Source organism: Paenibacillus xylaniclasticus, from assembly GCF_004001065.1.
Taxonomy (GTDB): Bacteria; Bacillota; Bacilli; order Paenibacillales; family Paenibacillaceae; genus Paenibacillus_T; species Paenibacillus_T xylaniclasticus.
In genome coordinates, this window is sequence record NZ_BIML01000010.1 from 65,190 (window position 1) to 82,975 (window position 17,786).

General features: G+C 46.9%; 23 protein-coding genes. 5 read left to right on the top strand and 18 right to left on the bottom strand.

The annotated features are described in order from the left end of the window. Positions 1-35: 35 nt before the first annotated feature. The 3 genes from PXY01_RS12865 to PXY01_RS12875 all read right to left on the bottom strand — a co-directional run bounded on the left by PXY01_RS12865 (position 36) and on the right by PXY01_RS12875 (position 3,053). Entirely contained in the window at positions 36-1,619 is a 1,584-nt protein-coding gene (locus PXY01_RS12865; RefSeq protein WP_127570415.1) for a DEAD/DEAH box helicase, read from the bottom strand. 30 nt (positions 1,620-1,649) lie between these two features. Further along, positions 1,650-2,429: an SDR family NAD(P)-dependent oxidoreductase gene (locus PXY01_RS12870; protein WP_127570416.1), complete on the bottom strand. Its 780-nt coding sequence runs from the start codon at positions 2,427-2,429 to the stop codon at positions 1,650-1,652. 165 nt (positions 2,430-2,594) lie between these two features. Continuing rightward, entirely contained in the window at positions 2,595-3,053 is a 459-nt protein-coding gene (locus PXY01_RS12875) for a chemotaxis protein CheX (RefSeq protein ID WP_127570417.1), read from the bottom strand. Between the two features lie 134 nt (positions 3,054-3,187). On the opposite strand from PXY01_RS12875, the gene PXY01_RS12880 reads away from it, so the two are divergent. After that, positions 3,188-4,237: a zinc dependent phospholipase C family protein gene (locus PXY01_RS12880; RefSeq protein ID WP_127570418.1), complete on the top strand. Its 1,050-nt coding sequence runs from the start codon at positions 3,188-3,190 to the stop codon at positions 4,235-4,237. Between the two features lie 70 nt (positions 4,238-4,307). On the opposite strand, the gene PXY01_RS12885 is transcribed toward PXY01_RS12880, so the two are convergent. Then, positions 4,308-5,291, bottom strand: coding sequence for an HRDC domain-containing protein (locus tag PXY01_RS12885; protein ID WP_127570419.1), 984 nt, complete (start codon positions 5,289-5,291; stop codon positions 4,308-4,310). 269 nt (positions 5,292-5,560) lie between these two features. On the opposite strand from PXY01_RS12885, the gene PXY01_RS12890 reads away from it, so the two are divergent. Together PXY01_RS12890 and PXY01_RS12895 are read left to right on the top strand one after the other, a co-directional pair. Then, complete coding sequence (locus tag PXY01_RS12890; protein WP_174721826.1) at positions 5,561-5,857, top strand: DUF3055 domain-containing protein; 297 nt, start codon at positions 5,561-5,563, stop codon at positions 5,855-5,857. 75 nt (positions 5,858-5,932) lie between these two features. Then, the gene (locus PXY01_RS12895) at positions 5,933-6,214 is read left to right on the top strand and encodes a hypothetical protein (RefSeq protein WP_127570420.1); all 282 of its coding nucleotides are present in this window, start codon (positions 5,933-5,935) and stop codon (positions 6,212-6,214) included. Between the two features lie 147 nt (positions 6,215-6,361). On the opposite strand, the gene PXY01_RS12900 is transcribed toward PXY01_RS12895, so the two are convergent. Both PXY01_RS12900 and PXY01_RS12905 read right to left on the bottom strand, forming a co-directional pair. Continuing rightward, positions 6,362-7,786, bottom strand: a complete 1,425-nt coding sequence (locus PXY01_RS12900; protein WP_246027913.1) for a phosphodiester glycosidase family protein — start codon at positions 7,784-7,786, stop codon at positions 6,362-6,364. A gap of 308 nt (positions 7,787-8,094) precedes the next feature. Beyond that, complete coding sequence (locus tag PXY01_RS12905) at positions 8,095-8,277, bottom strand: hypothetical protein (protein ID WP_127570421.1); 183 nt, start codon at positions 8,275-8,277, stop codon at positions 8,095-8,097. A 131-nt stretch (positions 8,278-8,408) separates the two neighbouring features. On the opposite strand from PXY01_RS12905, the gene PXY01_RS22360 reads away from it, so the two are divergent. After that, positions 8,409-8,993, top strand: a complete 585-nt coding sequence (locus PXY01_RS22360) for a hypothetical protein (RefSeq protein WP_164744408.1) — start codon at positions 8,409-8,411, stop codon at positions 8,991-8,993. Between the two features lie 10 nt (positions 8,994-9,003). On the opposite strand, the gene PXY01_RS12910 is transcribed toward PXY01_RS22360, so the two are convergent. The 7 genes from PXY01_RS12910 to PXY01_RS23305 form a co-directional block, all read right to left on the bottom strand. Then, positions 9,004-10,152, bottom strand: coding sequence for a copper amine oxidase N-terminal domain-containing protein (locus PXY01_RS12910; protein WP_127570422.1), 1,149 nt, complete (start codon positions 10,150-10,152; stop codon positions 9,004-9,006). A 284-nt stretch (positions 10,153-10,436) separates the two neighbouring features. Beyond that, positions 10,437-10,826 carry a UCP033725 family protein gene (locus PXY01_RS12915; protein ID WP_127570423.1) on the bottom strand — a complete coding sequence of 130 codons (390 nt, stop codon included), beginning with the start codon at positions 10,824-10,826 and terminating at the stop codon, positions 10,437-10,439. Between the two features lie 24 nt (positions 10,827-10,850). Further along, the gene (locus tag PXY01_RS12920; protein ID WP_127570424.1) at positions 10,851-11,402 is read right to left on the bottom strand and encodes a hypothetical protein; all 552 of its coding nucleotides are present in this window, start codon (positions 11,400-11,402) and stop codon (positions 10,851-10,853) included. 16 nt (positions 11,403-11,418) lie between these two features. Beyond that, a complete protein-coding gene (locus tag PXY01_RS12925) occupies positions 11,419-12,909 on the bottom strand; it encodes a hypothetical protein (RefSeq protein ID WP_127570425.1) in 1,491 nt (496 codons plus the stop codon). 660 nt (positions 12,910-13,569) lie between these two features. Continuing rightward, entirely contained in the window at positions 13,570-13,917 is a 348-nt protein-coding gene (locus tag PXY01_RS23450; RefSeq protein ID WP_444980861.1) for a DUF7919 family protein, read from the bottom strand. A 32-nt stretch (positions 13,918-13,949) separates the two neighbouring features. After that, positions 13,950-14,171: a DUF7919 family protein gene (locus PXY01_RS23455; RefSeq protein WP_444980860.1), complete on the bottom strand. Its 222-nt coding sequence runs from the start codon at positions 14,169-14,171 to the stop codon at positions 13,950-13,952. After that, positions 14,164-14,421 carry a hypothetical protein gene (locus PXY01_RS23305; protein WP_127570497.1) on the bottom strand — a complete coding sequence of 86 codons (258 nt, stop codon included), beginning with the start codon at positions 14,419-14,421 and terminating at the stop codon, positions 14,164-14,166. The genes PXY01_RS23455 and PXY01_RS23305 overlap by 8 nt, the downstream gene beginning before the upstream one ends. A 129-nt stretch (positions 14,422-14,550) precedes the next feature. Here PXY01_RS23305 and PXY01_RS12935 point away from each other — a divergent pair, with 129 nt between their 5' ends. After that, positions 14,551-14,844 (top strand): transposase, encoded by a 294-nt coding sequence (locus PXY01_RS12935; protein ID WP_127570426.1) that lies wholly within the window; start codon positions 14,551-14,553, stop codon positions 14,842-14,844. A 777-nt stretch (positions 14,845-15,621) separates the two neighbouring features. Here PXY01_RS12935 and PXY01_RS12945 read toward each other — a convergent pair. The 5 genes from PXY01_RS12945 to PXY01_RS12965 are packed head-to-tail and all read right to left on the bottom strand — an operon-like array spanning position 15,622 to position 17,755. Beyond that, positions 15,622-15,828 (bottom strand): hypothetical protein, encoded by a 207-nt coding sequence (locus PXY01_RS12945; protein ID WP_246027914.1) that lies wholly within the window; start codon positions 15,826-15,828, stop codon positions 15,622-15,624. Positions 15,829-15,844: 16 nt separating this feature from the next. Further along, the gene (locus tag PXY01_RS12950) at positions 15,845-16,366 is read right to left on the bottom strand and encodes a hypothetical protein (protein ID WP_127570428.1); all 522 of its coding nucleotides are present in this window, start codon (positions 16,364-16,366) and stop codon (positions 15,845-15,847) included. Between the two features lie 31 nt (positions 16,367-16,397). After that, on the bottom strand, positions 16,398-16,991 hold the full coding sequence (locus tag PXY01_RS12955) for a hypothetical protein (protein ID WP_127570429.1): 594 nt from the start codon (positions 16,989-16,991) through the stop codon (positions 16,398-16,400). A 41-nt stretch (positions 16,992-17,032) separates the two neighbouring features. Beyond that, the gene (locus PXY01_RS12960; RefSeq protein ID WP_127570430.1) at positions 17,033-17,479 is read right to left on the bottom strand and encodes a hypothetical protein; all 447 of its coding nucleotides are present in this window, start codon (positions 17,477-17,479) and stop codon (positions 17,033-17,035) included. 45 nt (positions 17,480-17,524) lie between these two features. Then, the gene (locus tag PXY01_RS12965; RefSeq protein ID WP_127570431.1) at positions 17,525-17,755 is read right to left on the bottom strand and encodes a hypothetical protein; all 231 of its coding nucleotides are present in this window, start codon (positions 17,753-17,755) and stop codon (positions 17,525-17,527) included. Positions 17,756-17,786 lie beyond the last annotated feature (31 nt).

Below are 17,786 nucleotides of genomic sequence, written 5' to 3' on the forward strand. Positions count from 1 at the left end.
AACGCTTTCGGGGGGTGGCCTCAAAAAATGCTGCGTTAATTTTTCGATTCAGACTGCTGCGCGGCTCGTTTCGCCTTCAACCATTTCGGAGCGCCTTTATCCTTCGCTGCCTTCTTCCGCTGCTTCTCCGTCATCTTGCCTGAACCAGACTTGCCTCCATGCTTAGCGCTGGAATCTCGGCGGTCAGCCGGCCGTCCCGACAGATCGGAGGAGCGTTCGCCGAGCCGCTGCGTTCCTCTTGATGCGCCGGATAGACCTGCTGTCCGTTCCGTTAGCCCAGCTGCTGCACGGCTATCGCTTCCCTGTTCAATAAGCGAGGACCGCCTAGCTATGGAAGAACTGCGCTCCGACCGTGAGCTGTATGCTGCCGTCGTTGCCTTATCGCCGGTTGAACCAGCTTGCTTCGAAGACACATTCCGGCTGCCCGGCTGCCCTTTCGTTCTTGGAGCGGCAGCGGCAGCGGCGCCTTGGCGGCGCGCCTCATCCGGCGTCATCAGCTTGCCATACGACATGACGCGCTCCTTCAGCTCAATTCCGAGCCGCTTGGCGAACTTGTCCATTATGAACCGTTCCTGATGTGTGATGAGCGTAATGACAAGCCCTTGCTTTCCCATCCGTCCAGTACGTCCTGCACGGTGAACATAATGGTCAGCATCGATCGGCGGATCGAGATTCAGAACAAGCGGCAGCGCAGGAATATCGATTCCGCGTGCCGCGACATCGGTCGCGATCAGCAGCTTGCAGGCTCCGCTGCGGAACTTATCGAGCGTTACGGAGCGGCGCTGCTTGTTCGCGTCGCCATAGAGCATCTCAACGGTAAAGCCTTCATACTTCAGCTTCGACTCCCACTGAGCGATATTGTCCGTATCGTTCAAGAACAACAGAGCCGAGGACGGATTCAGAAGCCGGATTAGCCGACGCGCCGCATCGACTTTATCACGCTTGTCGACAACGAGATATAGATGCTCAATTGACTCCGCAACGCGCTGCTTGCCGGCGAGGTCGATCAGCTTCGGCTCACGCATCCATTTGTGCTCCATCTCCGCCATCGACTCGGGACGTGTCGCCGAGAAGAACGCCAGCTGACGATCACGCGGCGTACCCTTGAGCAGCGCATCCACCTCGCGCAGCGATCCGAGGTCGAACACTTGATCCGCCTCATCGATGATGAGCTGCTTCACTTCACCAAGCTTCAGCTTGCGCGAGACGAACAGCTCATGAATGCGTCCCGGCGTACCGACGACAAGCTGCGGTTTATTTTTTTTCAAATTGTCGATTTGACGAAATACTGCCGCACCACCGATCAACGGTACGACCCGAACGCCTACCGCCTTACCGTACGTCTGCGCTACTCTCGTAATTTGCATGGCGAGCTCCTGCGTCGGCGCAAGCACGACAGCTTGTACCGACGAGCTTGCGCTGTCGATGCGCTGCAGCACTGGCAGTAGAAAAGCCAGCGTCTTACCGCTGCCCGTCTGTGATCTTGCTGTCAGGTCTGAACCGGCCAGCATGACTGCAATTGCCTCGCGCTGTACCGGCGTCGGTTCTAACAGGCCGTCTGCTGCAAGCGCGTCCGCAAGAATACGGCCTACCCCAATCTCTTCCCATTTCAATGCCATTTCATTTCCTCTTTCCGCTATACATCATCGTTATTTTTTGTTCAGTAAGCCGCCAGCAATCCGATCCGCGGCTCTTGGAAACAGCTGATACAGCTTCACGCCGATCGCTGCCCACCCGGGCAAGTCGATCTCTGCTTTACGGCGCTGGATGACGCGCACAACCGCATTGGCCACCCGATCCGGCTTCATCATGAACGATTTTACACCTTTCACATATGTGCCGCTCGGATCAGCCGTTTGAAAAAATGGCGTCTCGAACGGTCCCGGATTGACAGCAGACACGATAATGCCCGTACCGCGCAGCTCTTGCCTAAGCGCATTCGTGAATCCGAGCATCGCATGCTTCGAAGCCGCATAGCCGGTCGACTTCGGTGTCCCAAGCTTGCCGGCAATCGAAGCGATATTAACAATCTGTCCGCTGCCGCGCTGGAGCATTTGTGGGAGCAGCGCTTTCGTGCAGCGCACAGCTCCCATATAGTTCGTATCCATCATCTGTTCAAAATGAGCAAGCGGCGCGTCTACGAAACTCTCAAAGTAGCCAAAGCCTGCATTGTTGACTAATACGTCCACGCCGTTCATCTCACGCCAAATCCGTTCCAATGTTTCGACGGCAGCTGCAGCATCCGTAACGTCAAGCGAATAAAGCCGGAAGCTCTTCGCACCAGGAAGCGTATCGACAGCCGTCTTCAGCTTCGACATGCTCCGGCCTGTCATGACAACGTTCGCGCCCCGCTCCGCTAACTTCAACGCGGTAATCAGACCTAGTCCGCTCGACGCCCCCGTTATAACAATTGTCCTTCCTTTTACCATCTTTCGCATCACCTGCTAATAGTGTACTTCATCGCTTGATCGTTAGCAAAATAAAAGACGATCCCTCCGGCATTCGAACAGGCTCAGAGCAATCGTCCTAGATGGCGAACATTAATCCTTTCTCATCTTTCATACAAAAAGGCTCCCCGAGGAGCCCATTTCGTGTTACGATGCGATTAAGACTTGAATATCCATCTCGCCGATACCGTCCATAATGAGCGGGATCGTCAACGCGTTACTTGCTGTCAGTGCGGAACTCAACGTCGTAATGATAACCGGTGGCGTTATATCGACGTGAACGCCTTGATTAAATAGAAGCGTGCTGGCATTGCCGCTGATCATATTACCAAGCTCCGAAATCGCACTCTTGCCGATTTCGTCGATCTGTGAGATGGCGAAGCCGCCCATCATCGCGGAGATCATTTTAAGCGCTACTGGCTCGCTAATGCCAAATATAATATGACCTTGCATTTGTCCGTGAATGTCGATTTGAATAAAGATACAGTTATCGACAATTACAATCGGCTTTAATCCAGGTTGTCCCGTAGCTGGCGTAATTTGAACCACCTGCTCAATTACGTTTTTGGCAGATTCTAGAAACGGATTGATGTATTCTGCTTTCATGGAGGTTTCTGCGCTCCTTCTCGACAGCATTCGTGTATTTCCGCTATATTGAATCCATTATACTGAATTCATTAGGACAAGTATACTAGTTTGAAGATGTTTAGTACTTTATACCCATCAGAGGGAGGATAATCATGCCGAACGTTTGGGCACACATCCTTTTCGGCCATACGATAATGGAGCGCCTTGAGGAACAAAACTGGCTCTCAGATGATGAGATGACCAAATGGTTCAATCTCGGGTGCCAAGGTCCTGATTTTTTATTCTATCATCGATTCCTTCCTTGGCATAAAAGCTCCGTCATGAATCAACTCGGCACCGAGATGCATAACCGGGAATGCGGCCCCGTACTTCTCGATCTGCTCGACTCTGTCAGCGGACGGCAGACCGATGACGAGGACCGGTATGCAGCCGCTTATGCAATAGGCTTCGTGCTCCACCACGTTCTTGACCGCAATATGCATCCATATGTCTTCAGCAGATCCGGCTTCCGCAAGTGGGACCATCAGCGGTTCGAAACAGCAATGGACACGATCATCGCTTCGCGGTTGTATGGCATCGATACGTGGAGAACACCCGTATGGAAAAATATCGCTCCAGCACGGCCGCTGCCGAACGTGCTGCTTGAAGCGTTCGAGAACATTGCAGCCGTCCGGTATCCAGAGCTTGCATCCGAGATCAAACGGGAATATTGGCAAGAAGCGCTGCGCGACATTGCAAGCGCACAGCGACTGTTCTTCGATCCGACCGGCATCCGTCGGCTGCTTACTTTCGGGAAGATTGAGCCGCTGTCCTACCGGCGTAATCTTCCGGACTATGATTGGATGAACGAGCAGGAGCTGCCCTGGCTTGATCCGACCGACGGTAAGACGCTCTATACCGTCAGTGCCTGGACGCTGTGGGAGCAAGCGATCGAGGACGGCATCGCAGTTGCCGCAGCTGCGATGCGGATGATCCGGGAGACGCAATCGCCAAGCAATGCGCGCACTGCTACTGCCGAACTCGTCTTAAACCGATCGTTCGAGCTTCGTGAGGAAGTTGAGCAGCTGCTTGGCGATCGTTCGTACGAAACAGGGCTGCCTTGCAGCAGTGGTGCAGTAATCCGATATGCCGATCCGATCTGGCCTGACGGCGGAATCAAACGAACAGAGGCTGACGATACTGCCAATGAAAATACCGGTTAACGACAAGGGCTGCCCGCATGAATCCGAATTACATAGGTTCATGCGGGCAGCCTATTGCTTATATTCAAAATTATACAGCTCTATTCATTTTTCTACGGCGGTACGAAAGCCTTAGAAACCGCAGCCGGTCGTAAATGAGATCTACTGACTGATCTGGCGACACTTCGTTCCCATAAACATGCTGCATAACCGGCTTCAAATATTTATCCCCGACGATATCGAATGCCTCCAGCACCGACTGCTTCTCTTCCTCCGGCATCTCAGCTAGCTCGCTGGCAACGATCGCGTCTAGGTTGTACCCTTCCGTCTCTAGTTGCTCGATTCTCTCAATTAAGCTGCGCCTTGTCATCTCCAGCTCCGCCTGCAGCTCAACCAGCGTTCTTCCGTCCTCAATCGCCTGCAAAATTTGTTTCTTCTGCTTGTGGCGGTCCATCTGATTCCGGTACTTCTGCTCCTTCTGCTTATAAGACCACTGCATGAACGTCTTCGGATCTAGCAGCCTCGATACCCAATCGAGCGGAAAAGTCGTGTCACGCGTGTAACGAGACGTAATTTCCAGTACCTGCTCTGCATAATCCCGCATCTTCGTCTCGCCCCAGCCCGGAATTTGTGCCAGCTCATTCACGTTGTGCGGCTTATAGGCACTTATCATCATAAGAAGCCGGTTCGTTGCGACGAGATACGCCGATTTACGCAGCTGAGAGGCTGTTCTTTTCCTCCATTCCCGAAGCTCCTCGAACAGCTCTGCATTCGCATTCAGCTCGCCGTAGCACTGCAGCATTGCTACGATGCCACCCGGGAGCGAACGCTTGTCCTCCAGCATCCCGTCTATAATCGGCGTAAAGCCAGCCCCCATCTTGATAGAAATACCGTGCCGGAAAGCTGCAAGCATCTCTTCCCAAGACGTTCCCTCATACCAAGTATCCGCTTCTTCTGAGGCTTCCGTCCACAATACAAGCCATGCCCCCTCATGCTCGCAAATGGACACTTGTGCTCCAACGACTGTACGCTCCCCATCCATTCTGTCAAATGTGTTCATAAAAACGACCTGCATCGCTCATCCCTCTTTCGCTGGTATCGAATTTCCGAACCTTCGACAGATTAGCTTCTTCCATAACAACGACAAGAAAGACACCCCTCCCGTCGCTTCGGAAGAGGTGCCTCCTCTAGTCAAAAATTCAGTTAACATAAATATAGCTCTAGTTGTCAAAAAATGCAACAATTATTCATTCACTTCTACGAACAGTTACTGTTTGCCCGGTTAAGGCGGCTGATGTTATGATGATTGCATTGCAAACCTATGGTAACGAAAGGGGCTATCCAATGCTGCTGCCCGATTATGATTTTATGTCTGATTCGACGGAGGAGACGTCCACGCGGTTCGTCACGTTCATCGGACCAAGCATGAAACGGTTCGATCTGGCGATAACCGCAACCAATCGCTTCTACGGCAAGAAGCTCGTTACCGATCTTCAAACCGGAAGAACGGCAATAATCGGCCCAGATGATCTTGCCGAGGAAGGTTATTTGGAGCATGTGTACAAGCTGACGGAGGAAGAGGCTGCGGAGCTGAACCAATTTCTGCAGCTTGTAGTCGGAACGGTGCATTTTACCGACTAATTCGGGCACAATGAGTCGTGGAACAAACCGGCGTCAATCGTCGTATGCGTTCAACGATCAATAAAGGGGTGTGCTATGAATAATCGGTTTACGGACGAACAACGCCGCCGCTATACCGACTTTGCGACGGTAGAGTCACAGCGCAACGATCTCATTCCAGAGGAATTTCCGGATGGTCCTTATGGCGCCGATCTTCAATCCAAGCTTGGCAAAAGCAAGCCTTGGCGGATCGATCAACGAGCAGCTAATCCATACGGATACGAGAATCGCTCGCTTCATGCCGGTATGGAGCGAATCTATCCTGGCGACGACCAGCCAAGCGACCATTCCATCCCTGAGGTGCTGGACGAGCCATAACGGGGCACTCCGCAGTCGATATTCTTCCGATGGCTGTTGTTACCGGATTGCTCTGAACTTTTAAGTTCCCACTAAGGAAGCAATCCGGTAACAAAGGCGACCACTTCGTTTCTCCAGAATAATTCGTCTGCTCCATTGGGAGCAATTTTAATACTTCAGTTTGCTGCCGAACAGCAGCGCATTGCTAAGCTTACGGCCTTCGGCCGTTATCGTCTTACCGCCGACGAACAAGCCGGACGACGCACCGCCGTCCAAATTCATCGCTTGATAGGCGCCAAGCTTGAGCATAATGGCAGCCCAAGTCTTCATCGTTGCACCAGGCACCGTCGCGATAATAATGGATCCGTCCTTCTTAATTCCGATTCCGCTCCGCGCTCCGGCAGACGTTAATATTTTCTCATCACGAAATCCTTCTGCCGCAGCGTCCAGCGCGATAACACCGTTCTTGACAAGCCGAGGCCCAGCGCCGATCGCGGTATGTACGTGGCTCCAGTCGATAGACTTGCCTGAAGCATCCGCCATTTCAATCCGATATTCGGCCTCCGCTCCAACCTTGAACCGGTCCGCAAGCTTCTGCTCATTACCCGTGAATACGACGACGAAGCCATCCTCCGGAATTGCTGCGTTTACGTTGCGCTCGATCTTCGTCACGATGCCTTCTCGAACTGTAATTGCCGTTCCATAATTGAATCCAAGCCTTGTCCCCCGCTTAGGCGTGAATAAAATTGCTGAATTGCTGTCTTTCGCCGGCGTACGATTAATAAAATATGCGTACCAACTGCTGCGTCCATCAATATCGCCTAATATACGAAGACGAAGCGAATCCATCATCGCGGTGCCGTCCGCTGCGAAGCCAATACTTGTGCCATAATTCCCGACATGCGCCACTTCACCGTCCGAAATGATCGTGCCATAAGGATCAGCCGGTCCATCATAAGCGGAGAAGAAGGTGCCATTAATCGCAACGTCAGCGTTATAGCTGGCTGCAATATCCCGCAGCGGCTTCACTTGTCCGACCGCACGGCTAGCAATACCGGACGTAACCGGCGTTCCTTTTGGTATCGTCACCGTTTGTACCGTATAGCTGTGGCCCGATACATTCACCTTCACCGAAGCAGCTTTCAACGGTGCGGCGGCCTGCGCAGCCGTCACCTTAATTGGTAACGTCAAGCTTCCTGTATAGCCCGGGGATGCGACTTCGATCTTTACTTTCGTCGTTCCTGCAGCAAGACCAGTCAGCAGTCCATTCGATTCGACTCTCGCGACTGCTGGATTACCTACTGAATATTTTAGTCTCACATCAGCCGACAGCTTCAGCTTATCACCAAGCCAGACACGGCTGCCAGCCTGGACTGGCTGTTCCGCAGACGCGTACTTCAGCTCTACCTTCTGCTTAGACGTCTGCCCTGCTCCCGTCTCCGCATAAGCATATGAGGAGTGATTTACGATCTGGTGATGACCAAGCGGGCTATATGGCTCTTCTGTAACGGCTGCTCCTAACGCCGCTATCAGCACCAGTGCCGCCGCCGTGCGCCCTGCGCGCATCATTCTGATTTTGTTGTGATTTTGCACTCTTTTATCCTTCCCTTCCATACAATCGATAATTACTATTAATAATCGGATAGAAGGAGATTAACCATTAGATTACACCGCTAGCGTTGCATAAACACTGACCTGCCTTCTGTCTGAAAATGATGATGATGAATTTGGGCCTGAAACCCAAAAAAGGTCAATCGCCTCTTAAATGCAGCTCTCTCTAGTAAAGCTTCTCGTTCTATCTCTTCCAGTTCCCTTTGTTGACGAGCTAATACATTTTCATTGTGCTGGACAGTCTCACGTAGCCAGATGGTTATAATAGTCAGCCTGTTCCAGTAGCTTGCTTATCTCTGTGTTGCCACTTGAGGGTCGGTACTACCAGATCGTCTTAACTCCTCTGCCTGTTGCCGTAACTCTCCTGCTTTCTGACAGTAACTTCTTACTTCCTCCACTATCTTTTCATATTCTGCTTGTGCTTGGGCAATTAAACCCAATGTTTTCTCTACTACCTGTTCACGTTTTGCCATTCGTTTCATTCTCCTTTGATTTTGGGAATGCAAAAAAAGCTCATTCCTACTCATGGTCCAAGTGGGAAAGAGCTTTTGAAAGTTTATCAAGTGTTTGAATTATTTAGTGTTTGGTTTGTTGGTTGTATTGTATGATCTTGCAGCTAAGATGTATACCGAAGATTTTTAATCACCAATTTCCTCTTTCAAAATCATCATTATCTAATTCTTTTACATATACTGATATCCACAATACTGTAAGTTCAACAGGATACTCCTTTGGGGCTAACATAAACTTCTTCAAAATCATCGTATTCAAAACTTGGTTCTATTCGAAGCACCTCATCAATATGCATCCCAACGGTGTCCAGCGTCTTCTGCTTGCGCTGTCGCAAAGGGAGATCACTACCAGCTACAGTACCGTCTACCGAATAATGAAGCAGCATGGCCTGCTGAAGAAAGCCAAGCGTCATCCAAACGGCATAACACGTGAAGACGCCGAAGCTCAAAAGAGCGAGAACTTGATCCAGAGAGACTTCACCGCTTCAGCAGCCAACCAAAAGTGGCTATCGGATATCACCGAAGTCCCTTGTTCAGACGGCAAGCTCTATCTTTCTGCAGTAATGGATTGCTTCAATCTGACTTGGCCCAAAAGGGATTCCTGTAACCAGAATCAAAAATGCCAACAAGATGATGCTCACTCTCTTCACACCTGTACCTCCTCCTCATCGCTCTAAAACTACTTGACTACTTTACAACATCATAAAAGTAGTCTCCTACAGCATACATATGTTCAAAACTACTTAATCCATGATCCTCCCCGAACGTAGCGTAAGCTACGATTGTGTCTAAAGTAACAATTGAATATCCATCGTACCAAACGCCTTTTTGAAGATTAATAGGTTTCGACAACGGCGATACATTCCAGCTGTCCATAAATACTTGAGAAGTATCAATCGCCGAAGTGACCTTAAACTTGAAGCGAGTATATATTCCCACTACCTGTCCGTCCGCTCCATATACTGTAGATAATTCCGGATCGGCATATCCTTGAACAATGACTTTGTTCTTCTTCACCCACTTAACGTATTCTTTGATTGTGTTTGAGTATTCTCTCTTATAGTAGGGGTCTTTGGCGATCCGGCCATAGGCATTGTCGATAAAGGCTTTAATAAGTTTGTTCTCATCAACTGTTCTATAATCTACATTCATTTGTGCTGCATACCACTCACGTATTTTATTCGCTAGAATATCGCCAGTTCGTTTGTACATATCCGGATCCATATCCGCAATGAACTCTCGGTTCAAACTTCCCCTATAGAATGAATAGAACCTCGTCTCCTCGAGATCGCTAAGCTTTATCCACTTCGCACTCCAGTTCTTACTGTACTCCCGTCCCCAAGGATCGAGCTTGACTTTACCGCTGTCTACTTTCTGCTGATACTCTGCATCCGTTACGCGCACGGAATGTGCTTTATTATCCCATTTCACTTCGGAATTCAGCACTTCCGATACGAAGCGAAGAGGCACCATCGTACGCCCCTCATATTTCTCTGCCGTCGTATCAAGCATAATGGCTTCGCCATCTACGACTGCTTTCTTCGAACCGATCGACATTTCGATACGCTTCCCTTTATAGATAATAATTGCCGTCTGCGTCGTGTTGTTCCATTTCACTTGGGCACCCAGCTTCTCGCTTACGAACCGAATCGGCACCATCGTATATCCGTCCGTATTAATATAAGGCTCTGTATCCGGAAACCTTACCTTCTTGCCGTTCACGATGACCGGTATCATCCGAAGGTCCTTCGATGGTGCGGCTTGTGCCGACTCCATAGCTGCACCTCCGGTGATAACGGCAGTAGCCAGTGTAACTGCGACTATTCTCTTAAACATCAATACGCTCTCCTTTAATCGTTTAATAGTGGACTTTCCAACCGAGAAGCAGGACGAATGGCTTAAATCATGCTCTGGGCTAGAGTCTCATTCCATCCATTAGCTCTATTATACCTATTTAAAATCAAATTTTGACTAGATTTTCCTAATATGGCCATAACTCGACTCGAAATGTCATAATTCGTGTATATTATGCCGAATTTGAGAGCTTACTCACAACAAACAGGCCGATTACAGTCGGGATTCGACTATAATCGGCCTGCTCAAGCTTACCAAACTCTTGCCTATTCCAATATGAAAAGCTCGCGTATTTCAAACCGTCGTTCAATTTGATCTTCGCTGACCCATTTGTGATACACGCCCTGATCGACAACCTCAAAGCCTAATTTCTTAAGCTCTATATAATCGCCTTGCATCGTTGATAACAGAAGTTCATCCGCTCTCTCATCCAGAATCGTAAACTCGATATGGTTATAAACTGCTTTCATATGCTTAAGATATATCGATTCGATGTCAGTACGAGGAACTACTTTAACATATACGATACCGCGATATAATTCGAACCCATACGCCGTATCCGCGGCATCCTGAGAACGCAGAATAATTTGGCCGTCGCCCTTAATCCCCGCTTCATACTCTCTGCCGAGGTATACGGCAGAAAGGTTATCTTTCATGTTCTTTACGTATCCTCAAATTTCTCAATATGCCAGATTTTCTTTCAATAAATCCCCTGTCTGGCTATCAATAATAAAATGTCTGCTGTTTCTTCCATACTGATCCGTATTTGAATCATCGCCGTCACAAACGACGGAAGGTTGATTACGATTCGACGTAAGATAATTAAAATCAAAGCCTTCCGGAGGATGCTTCTCAAATCGCAAACTACCATCTAGAGCAAAACCTTTTAACAGCTTGTCTTTCTGATTTATTGCGATGATTATGAGTACAATACCTTGCTCCGCGTATAGCTGGGCGTTCAGAATATTGCAGGTCTCAATCTCTACAATTTTATCCTGATATTTCCAACATACTTTACCGGCCGTCTTATCCACTATAAAAATCGGTGTTCCATCGAATGTTAAATGATAAACTTGATCTTGAGAGAAATTTAATCCTGCTTCAACAACAACGCAGTTTTCAGACTTATTAACTGATGCAAAAAAGACATGGTCTATATTCTTCGTTATTTTGTTTCCTTCAAATACCCAACTGATGCCCTGATTATCCCATTTCATATTTTCAACACTCATGCTGTATTCCCCCTTATTACTCAATCGACCGTACAGAAACGATCTCTAAGTAATCCATTTTGTTGACGCCACGATCAAGCAGCAGCTGGACCTGCGTTCCCCCGCCTGGCAAATATAGATCCGCATTAAGATCAATTTGTGGTCCGACCGGCCCTTGAATCACCGGTATTTCGACTCCCTCTTTAACTCGGTAGGTAACGACTTTGCTGCAATCCTGTTTCCAATCTGATTTAACAGCAAGATTATTTCTTACATAAGCAACGCTAGTAATTTCGTCATATGTAGCGAAGTTTCCTGGCGATGTTAATGGTTGAGAGCTATCCAATGCCATATGGAATGTATCTCCTGATTTAAGAGTGGAAGTATGTAAACTCGTATCAAAACCTTCTGGCCAAGGTGACTGCTCTTCTATTAGTTTAATGTACGACTTAGAAACATCCTCAACACTTCTACCAGGATTGTTAATTAAAAACTCATCCCAAGTTTTCTGACTGCCTTTGGCAAGTGCAGCATTAATGGCTTCCAATGCAGTATCAGCCACTTTAGTAGACCCTATAATCACATCGTCCGCCGACTTCGAAGCGAGCTCCAGGCCCTCTCTGGCAATAACGGCAGCTTCCCGAGCTCCGATCGCTGCATTCTTCGCTAAGGCCGCTTCACCAACCCCAGGAATGAACAGTTCGACCACTTTCTCGACCGCAAAGCCGATCATCTCTGCCTTATGATTCGCATCAGCATTCACGAATTGAGTCTTAATATCGGAGAAGGTCTGCTTAATGCCCGTGTACACAGCCTCGGCCTTGTCCGGCAAACCCATGATGTCGTCTTTGACCTTCTGGAACGGATCCTCGCTCATAAACACATCCGTGACATAGCCTTCTATCTTCAATGATGTCTTCGTTATGAACCAAGGCGCCTCAATGGCCAGCTTCAAGATGCCGCCAACGGTGTCGACCAGCCCTTTAAGAACACCGGTCAAAAAATACTGCTCAATCGGATTCGCGCCTCCAGCAATCGCCAAATCCCGTAGTTGATCCAACCATTTATTCACCGCTGCCACTGCTTGGTCAATGTATCCGCACAGTGTCGACGTATATGTCTCTAGCAGATCCAGCGTGCCTTGCAAGAAATCATCAACGCTCTTCCACGCATCCTTCGCTTTCTCTCCGATATACTCCGCTTGATCGACAACCCAATCCCATGCGCTCCGCTTCTCGCGAAAGTCCTCCATCTGCCTGATCAGCTTATCAATCACTTCTTCTGTTTGCTCATACTTGTGAACAGCATCTCCGAGAAACGAAATCAACGAAGAGAATTGATTCTCGATTTCTCGAATTGAACGATTGGTACTTGTGATACGCGAACCGATACTGCGGCGTGCTGCAATTGCGCCGTCTATGCTAACCGAGGTCGCCCGATTCGCCGCCTTGCTTAACTTCGACTGGCTCTTTTCTAGACTCCTTTTGATCCCATTCAATTCTGTTAAATTCACGTTGATGGATGACATTTCGTTCCACCGCCTTTTATTATCCTTTACCAACTCTTTGCTTGCAATTGGTTCATACGGAAAAATTATTATACGATTGTAATTTCTATTTTTATTATAACTAATTATTGATTAATTGTTACTATTTTTGCCCAAAATGGCCATAAATCGACCTGAAATGGCATTTTCGTATGATTACGAACTAATTTGGTCGCAAAATAAAGAAACAGATCGATCATGGCGGCGGAATGCCAGCCAATTCTCGGCCTGTCTCCTTCAATTAAGTGTCCCTTCATATTAATCAGTCTTCATTATCCCCAAGATCACCGAATTCCTCCTCCTCAGTCATTTCATGAGGCACAAATACATGCCCATTTGGAACGATAATATATTTGACGACTGCTTCTTTATCAGAAACAATAATCGTATATTCATCTTCTACATAAAAATCATTTGGACTGACTTTTACGACGACTAGCCAAACAGGTCCACGTACCATGAGAATTCGTTGTTATATATAACGGCAACGATGATATTCTTAGCATACTCCGGTTTGTATTTCATGATCCGCCCCTCCCTCTTTAAGAACACTGTTAAATGTCTGAAGTAGTGCACAAAAAAAAGAGATAATTGGACGACCAATTATCACCTGTTCCCATTGAATATCTAGCTTAAACCGTGTTACCGGTCAAGCAGTTCAACAATCGTTGCTTGTTTGCATCGTTGCGCAAACGTAAGCGCGTCCATATTTTTCATAAACTCGTTCGTATACCTGATGCTTGTATGTCGATCATTATTGATGACCCCGCGTCGAAGCATCTCGGAAATCGCTACGGTTTCATCAGATTCCCCCCACAGACAATCAACCGTGTATCGCTGTACATAATGGCCATACTTATTAGATCCAGGCTTTGGTCCTTTCATTACAGCTCGAATAAAATCTTCTGGGGGACAATACCCGTGTTCCTTCGCATCATGAATAATACTGCTTGGAGCTGCATATTTCCGCTTGCCGTCTTCGCTTAAGATTCGTCATTCGAATAAACCTGCTGCAGCAGAATCTATATCGAATTCATATTCCCTCTCGTTTCATGAAAAGGGTGCTTGGTATACAACTCTAAATTTTCTATAAAATCATCAGGTATATCACCTTTAACATAACTATCATTTGTAACATCTATCCAGCCAATATTTTGTGCATTTTCAAATTGATGCAGCGAATAATAAGTGAGATCTTTAAAGTACTCTTTTATGTTACTCCACCTTTCTATCCCACTAGTCAATTAATCCTAGTGCCTTTAACACCGCTTGCGACCTTTCACTATAACACCAACCGCAGTCAATAGTTCCTTGACCTTTTAAAAGCTCAGCCAATTTACTTTCCGACAAAGTCGTAATATCCTGCACTTTGATATTTGCCTTGTTTCCCCACCTAGCCAAATCATCTTCAAAAAATTTGAATTCTTTAATTAATGTCCCATCTATAGTACCGTGCGCACCGGTTAAAAAGGGGATTTGAGAAAAAAGAACCAGGGTCTTATGTTGTTATTCTAGCACCCGAATTTTCAGAACCTTCTAGAACTCTCCTATTTAGCCCCCCATATGAACTTGGACAGTACACCCCTTATTCCGATACAATGAAATCACTCGGAAGGGAAAGCGATGGAGAGAAAACGGTATGATCTGAATTTCAAGAAGATGGTTGTAGCCAAGGGCAAAGAAATTGGTAATATGACAGCTGTTGCACGGCAACATGATCTCGATCCGAAGCTGGTACTAAGATGGGCCAAAGAGCTTGAGCGCAAGGACCTTGTTCAATTGGACCGTGCAGCATTGAAACAGCCTGTATTCGTTCCTTCAGCAGCTGACTATGCAGCCCTGGAGAAGGAACATGAGAACTCAAAAAGCTCTATGCAGAGCAGGCAATTGAAAGGGAAATCCTCCGCGACCTGTTAAAAAAAACGAGCCCACACTTACGGATAAAATAGCGATTGCCCAGAAGTATATTGCACAAGGGAATAACATCAGCTTTGTGCTGCGTGTGCTTGAGGTAGAACGCTCCACGTATTATGCGTATGGGAATAGACTGCAGCCAGCCGAGGAAACCATCCACAGGGCAGGTCCCGCCCCTGGTTTATCTTATACACAAGACGGCAAGCCAATTAGTGATGAGCAGATTTGCGAATGGATCATGGAGTTTTTAGCAGGCGAAGGCGCGAACTATGGCTACCGCAAGCTGACCGTGCTTCTTCGATGACGTCATCAATTGAAAATAAACAAGAAGAAAGTCTATCGTCTATGCAGGCAAATGAATGTGCTTCGTCCACAGCGAAAACTCAAGATTAAGCCTCCCAAGCGACTTGCCAACAAGCGCTTTATTACGGCCTCTAATCTAAGCATGACTGGATCAACGGCGAAGGGCGCTTCTTCTTCCTTATGAGCCTCCTGGACGTGTTTGACGCGCCGTAGTTACGCATCACATTGGACTGACCTGTGAAGCAAAGCATCTTGTTCAGATCACACAGGAAGCGCTTATGAAACGCCAGCTCTTTGACAAGGCAGAAAACCCGTCATACGTTCAGACAACGGTACACAATTTATCAGCAACCTGTTTGAGGATGCATGTAACGAGCTAGTATGTAGTGGTGGAGCTGTGATGTCAGATCGATCCGAACTATTTTAAAATAACATGAAAAAAAAGGCGACAACTGAGCAACCAATTATCGCCTTTTTTTACTGCCCTTTAATTATCGAATTAATTCCTTGAAATAAGGCATCCCTTAAGACTTCCGAGTAATTATCGTATCCTTCTTTCTCAGCAATAATCTTATCAAAGACTTGTTTCAGGGTTCCGTCTATGATAATAGTTAAACCATCAACCTCTGTTCCATTATCTTCTCTTTGAAATTTATCATTAATAATCGTTAATTTGTCACTCATGGTTATCCCCCGCTCTTTAATTATCTGATCTTTCAAGTTCAACCTTGTATTGTACATCAATGAGGTCTATATCATTAAATATCCAGTATCGCTCAGCGACAGGTACAAACTCATCAAAACTTTTATACTTCCCCACCCATCCAGCAGGTACATACCTTTCGAATGGCAGGGTTTCAGGAAAATTAGAGAATAACTGCTTGCTATCAAAATTAACATAAAGTGAAGGACGGAGTGAAAGAATAGTATCTTCAACATCACCTGACTCTACCAAATTTTTCAAATCTAATGCTTTCACTTTACAATCATAGATAGAACTTAAGAATAAATCAGCCGTATCCTCATTTATGACTTTGATCTGGAAGCGTGACTCCAAGACATGAGCGAGCTCGTAATCATATCCATTCCTTAGAAAGTCGTTCGCTCTTTTAATAATATCCAGTATCCAACATTCTTTCTCCGTCACGTACCATGAGAATCCGTTTTTATATATAACAGCAACGATAATATTCTCAGCATACATAGGCTTGTATTTCATCATCAGCCCTCCATATTGAAGAACAACAGTTAGTTCACTCTAATTTTTTCGCATTTGATGCATATTCTTCAATCCATTCTATCCATGGTTTAGGAAACTCATAACTGGTGCCTGGCGTTGTAGGATCAACTAATTTTGGAGCTGATCCTCCTTGATTTTTAGGATTCTTCTTGTATCCATCTTGTGGCACAATAGTTTCTTTTACAAAAACATCAAACCAAGTTGGAACTTCAAATTCTATTATATCCCCGCCAGGTCTATTTGTATCTCTAAAATATTTAGCATGTTCCGAATCATATGCGCTAATATTAAGATCTGACTTTTTATTTGGAATAGATATAGTACCGTCATCGTTTACGTTAATTCTATGCTGGCTAGTTTTGCTGCCACTACCGCCGCCTTGGACTCGATAATATTTAACAGTCGCAGGATTTGAAGCTCCATCAGCAACATTATCTATTGTCTTTACTGCTATTTGCTCTATTTTTGCAGCTTGACTGACTCCCTTCGCTCCAATCGCGGCATTCTTCGCTATCGCTGCCTCGCCAAGCCCTGGAATGAACATCTCGATGATCTTCTCAGTCGCAAAACCGATCATTTCCGCCTTGTGGTTCGGATCGGCGTTCATGAACTGCGTCTTAATTTCAGAGAACGTTTGCTTAGCTCCGTTTACATCTCTACGGCCTTGTCTGGCAAGCTCATGATATCGTCTTTCAGCTTCTCCATCGGATCATCACTCATCATCACTTCCGTAACGTAACCGCCAACGGTCTGTACCAGATCAATTGTCATCATCGGCGCTTCTACGACCAGCTTCAATACGCCGCCGATCGTATCGACTAATCCTTTGAGTACACCGGTTAGAAAATACATCTCCAATGGGTTCGCTCCATAGGATATCGCCAAGTCCCAGAGATAATCGAGACTTTTATTCACCGCATTCATTGCAATATCAATATACTCACACAGCAATTCCGTAACTTCACGAAACTTTTCCAGTGCAGTCTTCGCGAAATCTTCTAAACTATTCCACGCTTCCTTCGCTTTCTCTCCGACATATTCCGCTTGATCGACAACCCAATCCCATGCGGTGCGCTTCTCCCGAAAATCCTCCATATCTGATGTGAGCTTGTCAATAAGTTCTTCCGTATCGGTGTAGCGCTACGAGGCTTCACCGAGAAATGCAATCAGCTGTACGAATTGATTCTCGACCTCTTGAAGCGTACGATTAACGCTTGCAACACGCGTGCTAATATTCCGCCGTGCCGCAATAGCGCCGTCAATGCGGACTGACGACGCTCCGTTCGCCGCCCGGTTAAGCTTGGTCTGGCTCTTCTCAAGACTGCGTTTAACTCCATTCAATTCTGTCAGATTGACGTTGATGGATGACATAATCTCCACCGCCTTTAAGATCCATTATTAC

Bases quoted from the DNA above. Each gene is read 5' to 3' on its own strand.
- PXY01_RS12965 (WP_127570431.1), bottom strand. From the start codon at position 17,755: ATGTCATCCATCAACGTCAATCTGACAGAATTGAATGGAGTTAAACGC.
- PXY01_RS12870 (WP_127570416.1), bottom strand. From the start codon at position 2,429: ATGGTAAAAGGAAGGACAATTGTTATAACGGGGGCGTCGAGCGGACTA.
- PXY01_RS12935 (WP_127570426.1), top strand. From the start codon at position 14,551: ATGGAGAGAAAACGGTATGATCTGAATTTCAAGAAGATGGTTGTAGCC.
- PXY01_RS12950 (WP_127570428.1), bottom strand. From the start codon at position 16,366: ATGATGAAATACAAGCCTATGTATGCTGAGAATATTATCGTTGCTGTT.
- PXY01_RS12865 (WP_127570415.1), bottom strand. From the start codon at position 1,619: ATGGCATTGAAATGGGAAGAGATTGGGGTAGGCCGTATTCTTGCGGAC.
- PXY01_RS12920 (WP_127570424.1), bottom strand. From the start codon at position 11,402: ATGAGTGTTGAAAATATGAAATGGGATAATCAGGGCATCAGTTGGGTA.
- PXY01_RS12880 (WP_127570418.1), top strand. From the start codon at position 3,188: ATGCCGAACGTTTGGGCACACATCCTTTTCGGCCATACGATAATGGAG.
- PXY01_RS12895 (WP_127570420.1), top strand. From the start codon at position 5,933: ATGAATAATCGGTTTACGGACGAACAACGCCGCCGCTATACCGACTTT.
- PXY01_RS12955 (WP_127570429.1), bottom strand. From the start codon at position 16,991: ATGAACGCCGATCCGAACCACAAGGCGGAAATGATCGGTTTTGCGACT.
- PXY01_RS12885 (WP_127570419.1), bottom strand. From the start codon at position 5,291: ATGCAGGTCGTTTTTATGAACACATTTGACAGAATGGATGGGGAGCGT.
- PXY01_RS12915 (WP_127570423.1), bottom strand. From the start codon at position 10,826: ATGAAAGATAACCTTTCTGCCGTATACCTCGGCAGAGAGTATGAAGCG.
- PXY01_RS12925 (WP_127570425.1), bottom strand. From the start codon at position 12,909: ATGTCATCCATCAACGTGAATTTAACAGAATTGAATGGGATCAAAAGG.
- PXY01_RS12945 (WP_246027914.1), bottom strand. From the start codon at position 15,828: ATGAGTGACAAATTAACGATTATTAATGATAAATTTCAAAGAGAAGAT.
- PXY01_RS22360 (WP_164744408.1), top strand. From the start codon at position 8,409: ATGATCTTGCAGCTAAGATGTATACCGAAGATTTTTAATCACCAATTT.
- PXY01_RS12960 (WP_127570430.1), bottom strand. From the start codon at position 17,479: ATGGAGGATTTTCGGGAGAAGCGCACCGCATGGGATTGGGTTGTCGAT.
- PXY01_RS12905 (WP_127570421.1), bottom strand. From the start codon at position 8,277: ATGGCAAAACGTGAACAGGTAGTAGAGAAAACATTGGGTTTAATTGCC.
- PXY01_RS12875 (WP_127570417.1), bottom strand. From the start codon at position 3,053: ATGAAAGCAGAATACATCAATCCGTTTCTAGAATCTGCCAAAAACGTA.
- PXY01_RS12910 (WP_127570422.1), bottom strand. From the start codon at position 10,152: ATGTTTAAGAGAATAGTCGCAGTTACACTGGCTACTGCCGTTATCACC.
- PXY01_RS12890 (WP_174721826.1), top strand. From the start codon at position 5,561: ATGCTGCTGCCCGATTATGATTTTATGTCTGATTCGACGGAGGAGACG.